General features: G+C 54.5%; 12 protein-coding genes and 2 pseudogenes. 11 read left to right on the top strand and 3 right to left on the bottom strand.

The window, feature by feature from the left end:
* Positions 1-5 precede the first annotated feature (5 nt).
* From BC777_RS08820 to recO, 7 genes are all read left to right on the top strand, one after another.
* Entirely contained in the window at positions 6-749 is a 744-nt protein-coding gene (locus BC777_RS08820) for a pyridoxine 5'-phosphate synthase (protein ID WP_100367695.1), read from the top strand.
* Positions 746-1,147, top strand: coding sequence for a holo-ACP synthase (gene acpS, locus BC777_RS08815; RefSeq protein WP_100367694.1), 402 nt, complete (start codon positions 746-748; stop codon positions 1,145-1,147). The genes BC777_RS08820 and acpS overlap by 4 nt, the downstream gene beginning before the upstream one ends.
* A gap of 52 nt (positions 1,148-1,199) precedes the next feature.
* Positions 1,200-2,045, top strand: a complete 846-nt coding sequence (lepB, locus tag BC777_RS08810) for a signal peptidase I (RefSeq protein WP_100367693.1) — start codon at positions 1,200-1,202, stop codon at positions 2,043-2,045.
* Positions 2,042-2,722 (top strand): ribonuclease III, encoded by a 681-nt coding sequence (gene rnc / locus BC777_RS08805; RefSeq protein WP_100367692.1) that lies wholly within the window; start codon positions 2,042-2,044, stop codon positions 2,720-2,722. The genes lepB and rnc overlap by 4 nt, the downstream gene beginning before the upstream one ends.
* A complete protein-coding gene (era, locus tag BC777_RS08800; protein ID WP_100367691.1) occupies positions 2,719-3,636 on the top strand; it encodes a GTPase Era in 918 nt (305 codons plus the stop codon). Before rnc ends, era begins: the two co-directional genes overlap by 4 nt.
* Positions 3,633-3,959, top strand: coding sequence for a DUF1491 family protein (locus BC777_RS08795; protein ID WP_100367690.1), 327 nt, complete (start codon positions 3,633-3,635; stop codon positions 3,957-3,959). The genes era and BC777_RS08795 overlap by 4 nt, the downstream gene beginning before the upstream one ends.
* A gap of 69 nt (positions 3,960-4,028) precedes the next feature.
* Positions 4,029-4,757 carry a DNA repair protein RecO gene (recO, locus tag BC777_RS08790; protein ID WP_100368073.1) on the top strand — a complete coding sequence of 243 codons (729 nt, stop codon included), beginning with the start codon at positions 4,029-4,031 and terminating at the stop codon, positions 4,755-4,757.
* A gap of 13 nt (positions 4,758-4,770) precedes the next feature.
* Here the strand turns inward: recO and BC777_RS08785 are convergent, their stop codons facing one another.
* Positions 4,771-6,456 carry an acyl-CoA dehydrogenase family protein gene (locus tag BC777_RS08785; protein WP_100367689.1) on the bottom strand — a complete coding sequence of 562 codons (1,686 nt, stop codon included), beginning with the start codon at positions 6,454-6,456 and terminating at the stop codon, positions 4,771-4,773.
* 148 nt (positions 6,457-6,604) lie between these two features.
* On the opposite strand from BC777_RS08785, the gene BC777_RS08780 reads away from it, so the two are divergent.
* Entirely contained in the window at positions 6,605-7,375 is a 771-nt protein-coding gene (locus tag BC777_RS08780; protein ID WP_100367688.1) for a sulfite exporter TauE/SafE family protein, read from the top strand.
* 368 nt (positions 7,376-7,743) lie between these two features.
* Positions 7,744-7,899: pseudogene (locus BC777_RS08775) on the top strand (transposase); the annotation flags it as partial.
* A 93-nt stretch (positions 7,900-7,992) separates the two neighbouring features.
* Here the strand turns inward: BC777_RS08775 and BC777_RS08770 are convergent.
* Positions 7,993-8,679, bottom strand: a complete 687-nt coding sequence (locus BC777_RS08770) for an outer membrane protein (protein WP_100367687.1) — start codon at positions 8,677-8,679, stop codon at positions 7,993-7,995.
* Between the two features lie 1,123 nt (positions 8,680-9,802).
* Between BC777_RS08770 and BC777_RS08765 the strand changes: the two genes are divergently transcribed.
* On the top strand, positions 9,803-10,291 hold the full coding sequence (locus tag BC777_RS08765; RefSeq protein ID WP_100367686.1) for a MarR family winged helix-turn-helix transcriptional regulator: 489 nt from the start codon (positions 9,803-9,805) through the stop codon (positions 10,289-10,291).
* Positions 10,292-10,446: 155 nt separating this feature from the next.
* Positions 10,447-11,404 (top strand): annotated as a pseudogene (locus tag BC777_RS08760) (integrase core domain-containing protein).
* Positions 11,405-11,664: 260 nt separating this feature from the next.
* On the opposite strand, the gene leuS reads toward BC777_RS08760, so the two are convergent.
* On the bottom strand, positions 11,665-14,121 hold the full coding sequence (gene leuS, locus BC777_RS08755) for a leucine--tRNA ligase (protein WP_211095343.1): 2,457 nt from the start codon (positions 14,119-14,121) through the stop codon (positions 11,665-11,667).
* Between the last annotated feature and the right edge of the window lie 10 nt (positions 14,122-14,131).

The following is a 14,131-nucleotide window of genomic DNA, read 5'->3' as shown; positions in this document are numbered from 1 at the left end:
GAAGGATGACACAAAAACTACGCCTTGGCGTGAACATCGACCACGTGGCGACCGTGCGCAACGCGCGCGGTGGGGCTGTCCCTGATCCTGTACGCGCTGCCGTGATGGCCGAAGAGGCAGGGGCCGACGGCATCACCGCGCATCTGCGCGAAGACCGCCGCCATATCTCCGACACTGATATTGAGGGGCTGATGGATGCTCTCAAAGGTCCGCTGAACTTTGAGATGGCAGCAACCGCCGAGATGCAGGCGATTGCTCTGCGTCACAAGCCACATGCAGTTTGCATCGTCCCGGAAAAACGCGAAGAGCGGACGACTGAAGGCGGACTAGAGGTCGCACGAGAAGAGAATTCACTGGCTCATTACATCGCACCTTTGCGTGATGCGGGCTGCCGTGTGTCCATCTTTATCGCCGCCGATCAACGCCAGATCGAAGCGGCGCACCGGATAGGCGCTGAGGTGATTGAGTTGCACACCGGTGCCTATTGCGACGCCCATGCCGAAGGGCGTTTTGAGGCGCGTGATGAAGAACTGCGTAAGCTGACCGATATGGCGGCCTTTGCGGATGATCTGGGGCTAGAGGTGCACGCGGGTCACGGGCTGACCTATGATTGCGTTGGTCCTGTCGCGGCCCTGCCACAGGTGATCGAGGTGAATATCGGGCATTTCATCATTGGTGAGGCTATTTTCCGCGGCCTTGGCCCTGCCATTGCTGAAATGCGCCGCGTGCTGGATGAGGCCCGCGCGTGATCCTTGGTGTTGGCACCGATCTGGCCAATATCGAACGGATCGCCGGAACGCTGGATAGGTTCGGCGACCGCTTTCGCGACCGCGTGTTCACCGAGATTGAACAAAGCAAGGCAGAGCGGCGCAAGGACGTGGCCGGAACCTACGCCAAACGCTGGGCGGCGAAAGAGGCCTGCTCAAAGGCGCTGGGTACGGGGCTGCGCATGGGCATTTCGTGGAAAGACATGGCCGTGTCCAACCTATCCACCGGCCAGCCTGTGATGGCTGTCACAGGATGGGCTAAGGAAAGGTTGAATCAGATGACACCAGAGGGGCATGAGGCGACTATTCACGTGACTTTGACCGATGATCACCCTTGGGCACAGGCCTTTGTGGTGATCGAGGCGCGCCCCATCGCTTGACAGTGCAGGCGCACACCCTCATGTAACCCCAAATCACAATAAGGATCGGGCAATGGCTGAAAAAGCTGAACAAGTAGGATTTATTGCCTGGCTCATTGAGACAGTGAAAACCGTTTTCTGGGCGCTGGTCATTGCGGGTATCTTTCGTACCATCTTCTTTCAACCTTTCTGGATTCCGTCCGGGTCCATGAAAGACACTTTGCTGATCGGGGATTTCCTGTTCGTCAACAAAATGGCCTATGGTTATTCCTACGCGTCCTGCCCTTCGATCCGCATTCCGCAAGTGGGGCTTGATCTGGGCGCGGATGACTTCTGCGGCTTTCTTGAGGACCGGGAAGACCGGATTTTTGGCTCTGATCCAGAGCGCGGTGATATTGTCGTCTTCCGCCATCCTGTGGATGGTCGCGATTTTATCAAACGCCTGATTGGTGTGCCCGGTGACCGTATCCAGATGATCGACGGTGTCCTGCACATCAATGATCAGGCTGTCGTGGTCGAGCCCGCAGGAACATTCACCGAAATGATGGAACCGCAAGGGCCGCTTGGTATGAGCCCACAATGCGCAAATGGCGCCGTTGGTTTGGGGGCGATCTGCGAAAAACAGCGGTTTATCGAAACGCTGCCCAATGGGGTCAGCCATGCTATCCTGAATATTGGACCTCGGCCAACCGACAACACAGGCGTTTTCACTGTGCCTGAAGGCCAGTTCTTCTTCATGGGTGACAACCGCGACAATTCAACCGACAGCCGTGTCGCGCAAACAGCGCGTGGTGTTGGTTTTGTGGAGCGTAAGGATATTGTGGGCCGCGCTGATCGTGTGATGTTCTCATCTGCGGGACGTTCCATGTTTGCTTTCTGGACATGGCGGTCTGATCGTTTCTTCAAGGCGCTGGATTGAAGCTCTCAGCTGAATTGAACGCCTTTTCCCAAAGGCTGGGGCATAGTTTCACCAAGCCCGAGATCTTGATACGTGCGGTCACGCATTCCTCTATCGTCAGCCCGCACCGTGATGACAATCAGCGGCTGGAGTTTTTGGGTGACCGCGTATTAGGGCTGGTGATGGCAGAGGCTTTGTTAAAGGCAGACCCATCTGCCCCTGAAGGCCTGCTTGCTCCACGATATAATGCGCTTGTTCGTCGCGAAGCCTGTGCGGATGTCGCGCGCCAGATTGATCTGGGCGCGGTGTTGAAACTGGGGCGGTCTGAGATGAAATCAGGCGGGCGCCGCAAGGAAGCACTGCTTGCTGACGCTATGGAGGCTGTGATTGCGGCGGTTTATCAGGACGGCGGGTTTGATGCCGCCCGCTCCGCCATTTTGCGCCTGTGGGGGGACAGGATTCACAATGTTGCCGCAGACGCACGCGACGCCAAGACAGCGCTGCAGGAGTGGGCGCAGGCCCGCGGAGAGGTTCCGCCGCAGTATGTTGAGGTTGCCCGCACTGGACCGGACCACCAACCGGTGTTTACCATTGAGGTGCGTTTGGCATCCGGTCCGTCCGAACGGGCGACTGCCGGGTCGAAGCGTCATGCCGAACAAGCCGCAGCGACCGCCCTTTTGAAGAAAGTTGATATATGACCGAGGCCCCAACCAAAGCTGGATTTGTCGCCCTGATCGGTGAGCCCAACGCGGGCAAATCAACATTGCTGAACCGCATGGTCGGCGCGAAAGTGTCGATTGTGACGCATAAGGTGCAGACGACGCGCGCGCGTATCCGCGGTGTAGCGATGGCCGAGAATGCGCAACTGATCTTTGTAGATACGCCGGGCCTGTTCAAACCGCGCCGCCGCTTGGACCGTGCCATGGTCGCGGCCGCATGGGGCGGAGCGGCGGATGCCGATGTGGTGGTGCTGATGATCGAAGCCCATCGTGGGATCACCGATGGTGTGAAAGCGATCTTGGAGACCCTTTCGGAACGGGCGGGAAAATCACCCGTCGCCTTGGCCATCAACAAGATTGATAAAGTGAAGTCCGAGGTGCTGCTGGCGCTGACGAAAGACATGAATGAAGCCTTTACCTTTGCGGAAACCTTTATGATCTCGGCTGAACGCGGGCATGGCTGCGACGACTTGCGCGATTGGCTGACGCGCCAGGTTCCCGAAGGACCGTATCTGTACCCCGAAGATCAGATCGCTGACCTGCCCATGCGTATGATCGCAGCAGAAATGACGCGCGAGAAATTGACGCTCCGCCTGCATCAAGAACTGCCTTATGAGCTGACGGTTGAGACGGAGAATTGGGAAGAACGCCCCGACGGATCGGCCCGGATCGATCAGTTGATCTATGTCGCCCGCGATGGTCATAAGGGGATCGTGCTGGGTAAAGGCGGCGAGACGGTCAAGGCGATCAGTCAAGCCTCGCGCTTGGAGCTTGAAGAGTTTCTGGGCCGCAGGGTGCATCTGTTTGTGAAGGTAAAGGTCAGGCCCAATTGGCTGGAAGAGTCTGAACGATACTCTGAAATGGGTCTTGATTTCAAAGACGGCAACGCTTGAAGCTGACGGCTGAAATATGGGTTTCGGCCTATCTGACACGGCTGCGATTGATCGAAATTCCGGCATTTATTGTGCAACGTGGCGACGGCACGGCTGGGGCTGTGCTGATCAAACTCAACACATTGGATGGGCAAGCTTGCTGTTATCAGCGCAGCTTTGATTTGATGACCGGCGACCGAAAGTGGATGGTCTTGGTTGAAGGTGCCGAGGCGGACGTTGATGCGTCAATCGCCAAGCAATGCAGCTTTGATCCTGACCTTTGGGTGATCGAGGTGGAAGATAAACAGGGCCGTCACTTGCTGGATGAACCGGGGCTTGATTGACTTTTATGCCTCCGGCGGGAGTTTATGGGCCAAGATGAAGAGCTGTTTGATCATAAATGGTTTGTCCCGATGATCGCTTGGCAAGATGAAGCTGCGGTGCTGGCGACACGCCCCTTTGGCGAAACCTCGGTCATTGTTGAGGTGTTCAGTGCGGCACATGGGCGGCATGTCGGCGTGGTGCGGGGCGGGACCAGCCGTAAGATGGCACCGATCTTGCAACCCGGTGCGCAAGTTGCCGTCGCGTGGAAGGCAAGGCTGGAAAGCCATTTGGGCAGTTTCACCGTCGAGCCTGTGCGCAGTCGTGCCGCTGCGGCGATGGGGGATCGTCTGGCTTTGGCGGGTTTGAATGCCGTGTGCGGCTTGCTGGCGATGGTTCTGCCAGAGCGCGAGGCGCATCTGCCGCTTTACCAGCGCACAATAGGCTTGCTGGATTTGCTGGGGCAGACAGAGCTTTGGCCGCTGGCTTATCTGCGGTGGGAGCAGGCGCTTTTGGAAGAAATGGGGTTTGGGTTGGATTTGTCGGCCTGCGCTGTGCGCGGGGTGAATGAGGATTTGATTTATGTCTCACCCAAGTCTGGTCGGGCCGTCAGCCGTGAGGCAGCGGGCGAATGGGCTGATCGGATGTTGCCGTTGCCAGAGGTCTTGGCTGGCAAAGGTGATGCATCCCCGGCTGAGGTGGTGAAGGCGCTAGGAACCACTGGTTACTTCATCGAAAACCGGTTGATGAAAGGGCTTGGTGATCGCCCCATGCCTGTCGCGCGCGCGCGGTTGATTGACGCAATTTCCCGCGCGACCTGATTGGTCACAGACCTTAGTCAAGCAGGCGACGTGCGATCACCTGCGCCTGAATTTCTGCAGCACCTTCAAAGATATTCAGGATGCGTGCATCGCAAAGGATGCGACTGACCTTATATTCAAGGGCAAAGCCGTTACCGCCGTGGATTTGCAGCGCATTATCCGCACAGGCCCAGGCCACGCGTGCGCCAAGCAGTTTGGCCATGCCCGCCTCAAGATCGCAGCGCCGGTCGTTGTCTTTCTCGTCAGCGCTGAAATAGGTCAATTGTCGCGCGACCATGATCTCAACCGCCATCATCGCCAGCTTGCCCGCGACGCGGGGAAAGCTGATCAGCGACTTGCCGAATTGTTTGCGGTCTTGGGCGTATTGCATGCCCACATCGAGCGCGGATTGTGCAACGCCGACGGCACGTGCGGCCGTCTGGATGCGTGCGCTTTCAAACGTCTGCATCAGCTGTTTGAAACCCTTGCCGGTTTCACCGCCCAAGAGGTTCTCACCTTTGATGGCGAACCCGTCGAATGCCAGTTCATATTCTTTCATGCCGCGATAGCCGAGCACTTCAATCTCACCACCTGTCATGCCGGGGGTGGGGAATGGGTTGTCTTCGGTGCCGGGTGTCTTTTCCGCCAGGAACATGGACAGGCCGCGATAATCTGTTGTGTCTGGGTCGGTCCGCGCGAGCATCGTCATGACATGGGTGCGGGTCGCGTGCGTGATCCATGTTTTGTTTCCTGTAACCTCCCAATCATCGCCTTTCTTGACGGCGCGGGTGCGCAGGCTGCCAAGGTCAGAGCCTGTGTTGGGTTCGGTGAAGACCGCCGTCGGCAGGACCTCAGCAGAGGCGAGGCCGGGCAGCCATTTTTGCCTTTGATCTTCGGTGCCGCCGCACAAGATTAGCTCTGCTGCGATCTCGGACCGGGTCCCAAGGGAGCCAACACCGATGTAGCCGCGCGACAGTTCTTCGGAGACAACGCACATTGACGCTTTGGACAGACCAAAGCCGCCGTATTCTTCGGGAATCGTCAGACCAAAAACGCCCATTTCGGCCATCTCGTCGATGATCTCAAGCGGGATCAATTCGTCTTTGAGGTGCCAGTCATGTGCGTCCGGTTCGACCCGTTCAATGCTGAAACGGCGGAATTGTTCGCGGATCATCTCAAGTTCTTCATCAAGGCCGGACGCGCCGACGGTGATGTTTGCCGATTGCTCTTCCATCAGCGCGACCAAGCGCATCCGCGCGGGTTGGGTATTGCCGGATTGGGTGAGTGTCATCACGGCAGGCTGCATCAGCGCACGCATATCGTCCTGTGACAGGCCAATGTCTTGCAGGCGCATGATTTCACCTTGGCTCATCGGGATGCCACCATAGATCTGCCAGAGGTATTCGCCAAAGGCGATCTGGTAAATCAGTTGTTCGATTTCGCCGAACTTGCCAGCCGCCTGCAAACGTGCGGCCCAGCTCTGCATCTGGTGCAACGACTGCGCATAGGTGGCCAGCCAGGCAAGGCCATGGGCCGCAGTCTGGTTTTCCTCGATCAGCTTTCCCGAAATACGCCCGCCGTCTTCGACGATTGCGCGCACAGCGTCTTTCGCGCGGGCCAGAACATCGTCAACGGCAGGAAGTGCTGCGGCCGTCAGCGCCACCAGATCAGCCAGAACCGGATTTTGTTTCAAAGTCATATCCTGACCATCATGCGCCATTTCGCGACTCCCTTCAATTTGCAGGCGCAGAGATAATCATTTTGCAGGTGCGGCGCAATAATTATTCGTATGTTTAGTTTAATGCGCACAAAAGTGTCGCATCAAATTTTCAAGCTGGTATGTCCTGCGCAATGTCGTAAGACGAAGCATGGCCATGTTTGTCCCCGATATCACCCTCGCGATTTTTGCATTTGCTTGCGTCGTGACGCTGGTTGGCGGCTTTGTAAAAGGTGCCGTCGGGTTTGCGATGCCGTTGATCATGATTTCCGGTATGGGTATTGTGATCCCGCCGGAACTGGTGGTCGCCGGGATCGTTATTCCGATCGTAATCAGCAATGGCCTTCAGGTCGCCCGTTCGGGTGTCGGTAATGCACAGGCGGCGCTGAAAGAGCATTGGCGCTATATTCTAGTCGTTTGCGTCATGATCCTTGTGGCGGCACAGTTTGTGCGCAGCATCCCCGGCAACGTCATGTTTATCGTACTTGGGGTGCCGGTTGTGGGTCTTTGCTTTATCCAATTGATCGGTTGGCGCCCGCAGATTACGCCACGTTGGCGACGTCCTTTTGAGTGGGTTGCGGGATGGCTGGCAGGTGTCCTTGGTGGATTGGCCGGCACCTGGGGTCCGCCCACGGTGCTGTACCTGCTTGCGCTGAACACGCCGCGGGACAAACAGATGTCGGTGCAGGGGGTGATTTACGGGTTGGGGGCGGTCATGCTTTTGCTAGGGCATTTGCAATCGGGCATCCTGAACGCACACACTTGGAGCTTCTCGGCCGCCCTTGTTCTGCCCGCCCTTATTGGCATGTGGTTGGGGTTCCGTCTGGGTGATAAATTTGATCAAGAACGGTTTCGGCGCGTGACGTTGTGGGTGCTGATTATCGCGGGGGTGAACCTGATCAGACGGGGTGTTATGGGTTAGGTGTTGTGACGATGTCCAAGCTGGCGGCTATCGTAGGGCAGTTGTCTACCCACAGTGCGTCGATCAACGCAGGATCGGCAAAAGTTTTAATCCTTATGCGATCGGGTGCGCGTTCAAGCCGTTCCTCCATCGACATGACAATGCGGAAATGTGTCAACCCATCCCACTCAACCGAACGCGTCAGACAGGTATCCGCCGCAGTTGTCTATGTCCTGTATCATCCGTCAGTAGAAACCCGTTTATCATTGTATCGCGAGTCTTTTCTGGGCCCCGCCATATCTCGGTGTTGAGCTTGAAGACGCTTTGGTCATAGCGGAAGCAATCGAAATATAGAAAATTTGGCTGCCTTAGTGGGCGGCCCAAAGTCGATGTCAAATCCGCAGCTTGGCGCGAAGGAGCTTTGCCGTAAGCACGGTGTCAGCGATGCGACGTTTTACAAATGGCGGTCCAAGTATGGCGGAATGGAAGTGTCAGACGCAAAGAAGCTGAAGGCCCTTGAGGCCGAGAACGCGCACAAAAGGCGCAGACCACTTTTCAAAACGAATGAGACTACTTCGATTGTGACTAATTGCGCCAAGCCAACACCGCTATTAGTACCATTAAATATGGCGGCGCAATCAAAACTGGAATAGTGCGCGGAGGGCTAAGGTCTCAAGTTCAGAATCTTCGATCGAAAAGTCAGAAGCATGGTCAAGATCACCGGATTGATCGCGCCGATAATACTCTAACCCTAAGGAATAGCGGGACCCAATCGCATAGTCGAAGCCCACACCATAGCTCATGCCATTCAGCGTGAAATAATCGCTGTCATTTTCTGAAAGTTGCGAAGCACTGTAGCCAACCGCACCATAGATCAATACAGAACCGATCGCGTAGCCAGCACGTGCCTTTACATCTATGATTGACGCATAGTCTAATTCAAGGCTGGCAAACTCATCAGATTGATCATAACTGATATCGCCAAAGCTTACATTTACTTCACCACCATACACGAAGCTACCACGCTGCGCATTGAAGCCCCCGACGATTCCTGTGACGGTGCCTTCCGAGTCAAATGGCCCACTAAAACTGGATCCATCTTGATAAAAGTTAAAGGTATCCTCGCCTTGTGAGAGCGACAGACCTGCATAAGGGCCACTCCAATCATGAACCGCCGTATGAGCGCCCACTGGCGCTGTCAGTGTTGGGATCACCACCGGGGTAATTACAGCATCATCCAAGCCACCAGCAAACGCGTTTCCCGTCGCCAAAGCACCTGCGAATGAAGTGATTATCATTATGGAGGATTGTTTTACTTGAGGCATGACTGATCTGCTCCCTGAGAAAAGATGATATCCAGATTTTTATTTCTGTCTCTCTGAACGTAATTTAAATTGTCAATCTTGAAACACGGCGGCACTTCCATCAAGTAGTGAAACGGCAGGTGGAATAGCTGGTCTACCAGCGGGTGTTGGAAATAGCGGGTTAGCAGCAGGTCTCTGATTTTCTGCTCTGTTTCTTGGTGTATTTCTTAAAGTGGCATGGATTCGAGGCAACCTAAACCCTGGGAAATCTCTCTGAAGCTGAGCGTTTGTCGCCTGGACTAAATTTGGCGTAGTAGTTTGGGCGGCAAGTAGTTTAGGAAATTGTGTTTTGAACTTTCTGATCGACCATCCCGGTTGTCCTACCGGTTTCGTTACCCTGACGATGCGCCAAGTAACTCTAATCAAATTTGGGCAGTAACTATATAGGTTATTCGAAGTTGCAAGAATAGCCCAAGGGGTCCTGGATGCCTGCACCCAATATTGAATGCAATACCAATACGCTACTTTCCCTCTGTGACGACGATCAAAACGATAAAACTCAGTTAAATAACGGTTAAGTCGTGTTTCAATTGTTGCATGATTTCTGTTTGCAACCGTAGTCAACGCAACCAAGTTGCACCAATTAAAACCGGATCCTCCCCAATAACCATTGATTAAGTGCCCCCTCACCCAGCGCGGACCTGCATCCATTGTGAAGTGAAGGGGCGGTGCATTAAGATGGCGCCAAGGTATATCCCATCCTGGGCCTCTTGCCGTCGGAGGGTTTGATGGTCTGTTGACCTGCTTCGTGATATCAGGGCCAAGCAAGAGACAAGCACTCGTTCCCCCGAATTGTACCCCTTGCCACCGTGCCGGTGGACCATATCTACCGTTTGCTGCCACGAACAAATCAGCGTCAGGTATCCAGCTGTGACCATCATACTGAAGTCCCGTCATCCAGTCGCCTTCCCAAAGGTAGGCCTAAATCCATCAAGAACCGAACACTTTTTATCAATCAGTTCATAGGTCGAGTATGTGTTCATCGGTATGTTCTTCTTTTAAAATAGGGTTTGGCGGTCACTTCTAACGTCCCTTGAAGTAGTCTATAACTCCATATGATTTAACTTTTCAAGTGAGTATCTTAATGGTGAAGGTAATAAATGCCGAGGATAAAGCCTTAGACAGTCTGAATGTTGCATCGCGAGCCGTATACATCGCAGTGGATGTGCTAGAAGATACAATTGCAGCACAACTTGGTGTTCATCGCAGCGACCTCAGGTGTCTGAATGTGCTCGGGAAGGGATCACTTACTGCAACCGAGATTGCCCGGCAGACTGGTTTGACAAGCGGTGCCGTTACGGCATTGATCGATCGACTTGAAAAAGCCCGCTTTGTCGAGAGGACGCGTTCACTAACGGACCGACGCTCTGTTGTTGTGGCCATACGCCCGGAAGCATATCCTAGCATTTCGTCTTTGTATTCGCACATTGGGCATGCACTATCGCGTCAATTCTCTGCTTCGGGAAAGTCAGATATTACTGTGTCGACCGAGGTATTGATCACCTTCTCCGAGGCTTGTCGTGAGGCGGTCAGAACCATGACCAAAGATACTCAAGATGTGCAGAAGGACTGACCTGACTGCTTTGGGCGACATGTCCGGAAATCTCAATCCGCTATTTTGCAAAGGTCTAAGAAGACGCGATGGGATAGAAACTCTTCCAGAGTGACCTGCTCCCCTGAAAAGTCCTGTGTTTTGAGTTAGCCTGTTCTCCAACAAGGAGACAGACGATGAAGAGAAGCCGTTTCAGCGAAGAGCAGATAATCGGGATATTGAAAGAGCATCAGGCTGGGCTTGGCGCGAAGGAGCTTTGCCGTAAGCACGGTGTCAGCGATGCGACGTGTTACAAATGGCGGTCCAAGTATGGCGGAATGGAAGTGTCAGACGCAAAGAAGCTGAAGGCCCTTGAGGCCGAGAATGCCAAGCTGAAGAAGTTACTGGCTGAGCAGATGATGGATGTGTCGACGCTTAAGGAAATGCTGGGAAAAACTTTTGAGGATGTGGCCATTTCCGCCATTGGTCCGAGGACAATGGACGCATGATCGCGACGCAATGCTGCGGCCTGGGCCATGAAAGAGAAGCGATACAATCAAAAGCGGGCCTGCGCCTTGGCTGGGATCGACCCGCGTGTTTATCGGCGTGTGTCGAAGCGGTCAGCGGATACTGACCTGCGAGACCGATTGAAGGAACTGCCATCTGAAAGACGGCGTTTTGGATATCGGCGGCTGCACATCTTGCTCAAACGTGAAGGCTGGGTGGTGAATTGGAAGAAGCTGTATCGGATCTACCGCGAAGAAGGGTTAACAGTGCGTAAACGGGGCGGACGCAAGCGTGCAGTTGGCACCAGAGCACCGATGGCGGTCCCGCAAGGGCCGAACCAGCGGTGGTCGCTGGACTTCGAATGCGATCCTGAAATGGCAGGAATACCGCAACGTTGACTGGCATTACATCGCCCCGGGGCGGCCCATGCAAAACGGGTTTGTGGAAAGCTTCAACGGGAGAATGCGGGACGAGTGTTTGAACGAACACTTGTTCGACAACCTGCGCCATGCCCGCCATCTGATCGCGACGTGGCGCACCGACTTTAACCATCACCGCCCGCACACAAGCCTCGCTGGCATGACGCCAGGAGAATATGCTAACCGGTCTAACGAAGGCCAAAACCTGAACAGAGCTAACCTAAATTAGCGGACTCAATGGGGAGCAGGTCACCTCCTTATCCTAAATAATAAGAAGTGCATTCATGCGCGCACACCCTTTGTACCACGATTTGATGGTAGTGATCGGTGGTTACAGTCAGCCTTTGTTTCCAGAAAACCGTTATCATTAGGGCATATAATTGGCATGCATCACGCGGCATGATTTCCGTCCGAGCGATATAACGATAATCTACTTTGCTGTCGACTTAGAGTCGGACCTATTGATTTATTACCAATCCCCAAGAAAGTTCACCTACAGGTCACATAATTGATGATCTTGTCCGGTACGAAAACGACCTTCTGAGCTGTCGCCGCTTCAATCGCAACTAGCTTTTGGTCGGCACGAATAGCGGTACGAACCATGTCCTCAGCAGCGCCGCGTGCGACCTGCACGCTCCCGCGTCGTTTGCCGTCCACTTGGACGACCACATTGACCGTTTCATTGACGCAGAACGCCGCGTCATAAGAGGGCCAGCAGGCATGTTCAAAAATGGAGGATTGTTCGCCAAGAACAGTCCATGCCTCTTCCGCGAAGTGGGGCGCAAAGGGTGCAAGCATGATGACAAGGGCCGTAGCTTCTTCGCGTGTCGCGGCGCGTTTGCGTGCTCGGATAGCGGAGGAGAGTTCCATCAGTGCGGCAATTGCTGTGTTATATCGCAATGCGACAACATCCTGCGTCACTTGGCGGATGGTATTATGTAGTTTGGCAAGATCGTCGCCAGAAATCGTTGCCGGCTGTGCCGCTCCGACCTGCCCCCATAGCCTGCGGAGAAACCGGGTGATCCCGATGATTCCGCTCTCCTGAAAGTCGCCCCCCTCGGTAAACGGGCCCATGAACATCAGATAACATCGGAGCGCATCGGCACCGAAACGACCCAAGTAGTCGTCCGGACCGACGACATTCCCTTTGGACTTTGACATCTTCTGTCCGTCCTTGACGATCATGCCGTGCGGGCGAAAGCGCAAGAACGGCTCTTCAAAGGGTAACTTGCCCAAATCACTCAAAGCCATGGTCACAAAACGTGCATACATCAGATGCAGTACGGCATGTTCTTGTCCGCCAATATAAAGGTCAACAGGCAGCCACTTGCGCGTCATATCAGGATCAAACGGTGCGGTGTCATCGGTGGTGCTGGGGTAGCGTAAGAAATACCACGCACTGTCGAGAAACGTGTCGGAGACATCGACTTCTCTTTGTGCCGGTTGACCGCAAGTCGGACAAGTGGCAGCAACAAATTCCTGTGCGCCCGAGAGAGGGCTTATACCGTCATTTTTCGCCTCGAAGTCGGGCAGGTCCGGCAGCTCAACAGGCAGATCATCCTCTGGGACAGCCTGTGGGCCGCAGGTGTCACAATAGATGATCGGGATGGGCGGCCCCCAATATCGTTGCCGGGATATGCACCAGTCCTTGAGTTTGTAAGTCGTCGATGCCACTCCCTGACCCAGAGTTGTGAGATGGGCAATGATTTTGACGCGTGCCTCTACCGGCGAAAGGCCGTCAAACGTGTCCGAATTTATAATGCGATCATCGGGATGCACGGCGGTATAGGCCTCCTCTGCATCAGTATTACCCGGTGTCTGGATCACAGGACGAATGGGCAGCGATCGCATTTTCGCAAAACGAAAGTCCCGGTCATCATGGGCAGGCACCCCCATCACCGCACCGGTCCCGGTTTCGTGAAGTACGTAGTCGGTGACAAAGACAGGCAGTTCCTCTCCTGTGAGTGGATTGGTGGCGGTACAGCCTAATGGCGCACCTTCAGGATCTTTGCCAACACCGGCGATACGGCGGCTGACGACATCCTTCCGCCGCAGACGATCGCGCAATGCAGCGACCTCCGCGATCCTTTCCGCTGCGATGATCTGATCAATGGCAGGATGTTCAGATGCAAGTGCGATGAAGCTGGCACCGAACGCCGTCTCGGCCCTGGTCGTAAACACCCTAAGTTCAACGTCGTGATCCTTCACCGTGAACGTGATCTTGGCCCCGTCAGAGCGGCCAATCCAGTTTTTCTGGATCATCTTGGTCGACGCGGCCCAATCCAGCTGATCTTCATCCAGATTAGCAAGCAAACGGTCCGCATAATCAGTGATCCGCAGGAACCATTGTGCAAGATTGCGCGTCTCAACCCGTGCACCGCATCGTTCGCAGTGACCGTCAACGACCTGCTCATTGGACAGCACTGTTTTATCAACCGGGCACCAGTTCACTGGGCCGGTACGACGTTCGACCAGACCTGCTTTGAAAAGCTGGACGAATATCCACTGCGTCCAACGATAATATGCTGGCTGGGTGGTGTCGACAACGCGTGACCAGTCATACATCATGCCCATAGCGCTAAGCTGACGGCTAAAATTCGCTATGTTGCGTGGGATCAACTCGGCCGGGTGCGTTCCCGATTTGATTGCAAAATTTTCCGCATTGATTCCAAAAGCGTCAAAGCCGATCGGCTCAAACACCGTATGCCCACGCAGACGCTGAAATCGGCCCTGAATGTCAGCGCCGCTAAAAGCGTAGATATTACCAATATGTAATCCGTCTGCCGAGGGGTAAGGAAACATCATCAGATTGTAGAAAGGGTTAGGTCCGTTTTTGAGATCAACCTTATTGGTTTCTCGGTCGCGCCAAACCGCTTGCCATTTCTTTTCAATGGCCAATGCATCATAATCCGCTGCAGCTATCGTTCTCGGCCCATTCTTTTTCAAGGTATTTTCC

The organism is Yoonia maricola (assembly GCF_002797915.1).
Classification (GTDB): domain Bacteria; phylum Pseudomonadota; class Alphaproteobacteria; order Rhodobacterales; family Rhodobacteraceae; genus Yoonia; species Yoonia maricola.
The sequence above is the reverse complement of the archived record's forward strand: the minus strand, read 5'-3'. Positions and strand labels throughout refer to the sequence as shown.

Excerpts from the sequence above, each read along its gene's own strand:
- BC777_RS08820 (WP_100367695.1), top strand. The coding sequence starts at position 6 with ATGACACAAAAACTACGCCTTGGCGTGAACATCGACCACGTGGCGACC.
- lepB (WP_100367693.1), top strand. The coding sequence starts at position 1,200 with ATGGCTGAAAAAGCTGAACAAGTAGGATTTATTGCCTGGCTCATTGAG.
- era (WP_100367691.1), top strand. The coding sequence starts at position 2,719 with ATGACCGAGGCCCCAACCAAAGCTGGATTTGTCGCCCTGATCGGTGAG.
- recO (WP_100368073.1), top strand. The coding sequence starts at position 4,029 with ATGATCGCTTGGCAAGATGAAGCTGCGGTGCTGGCGACACGCCCCTTT.
- BC777_RS08785 (WP_100367689.1), bottom strand. The coding sequence starts at position 6,456 with ATGGCGCATGATGGTCAGGATATGACTTTGAAACAAAATCCGGTTCTG.
- BC777_RS08780 (WP_100367688.1), top strand. The coding sequence starts at position 6,605 with ATGGCCATGTTTGTCCCCGATATCACCCTCGCGATTTTTGCATTTGCT.
- BC777_RS08770 (WP_100367687.1), bottom strand. The coding sequence starts at position 8,679 with ATGCCTCAAGTAAAACAATCCTCCATAATGATAATCACTTCATTCGCA.
- BC777_RS08765 (WP_100367686.1), top strand. The coding sequence starts at position 9,803 with ATGGTGAAGGTAATAAATGCCGAGGATAAAGCCTTAGACAGTCTGAAT.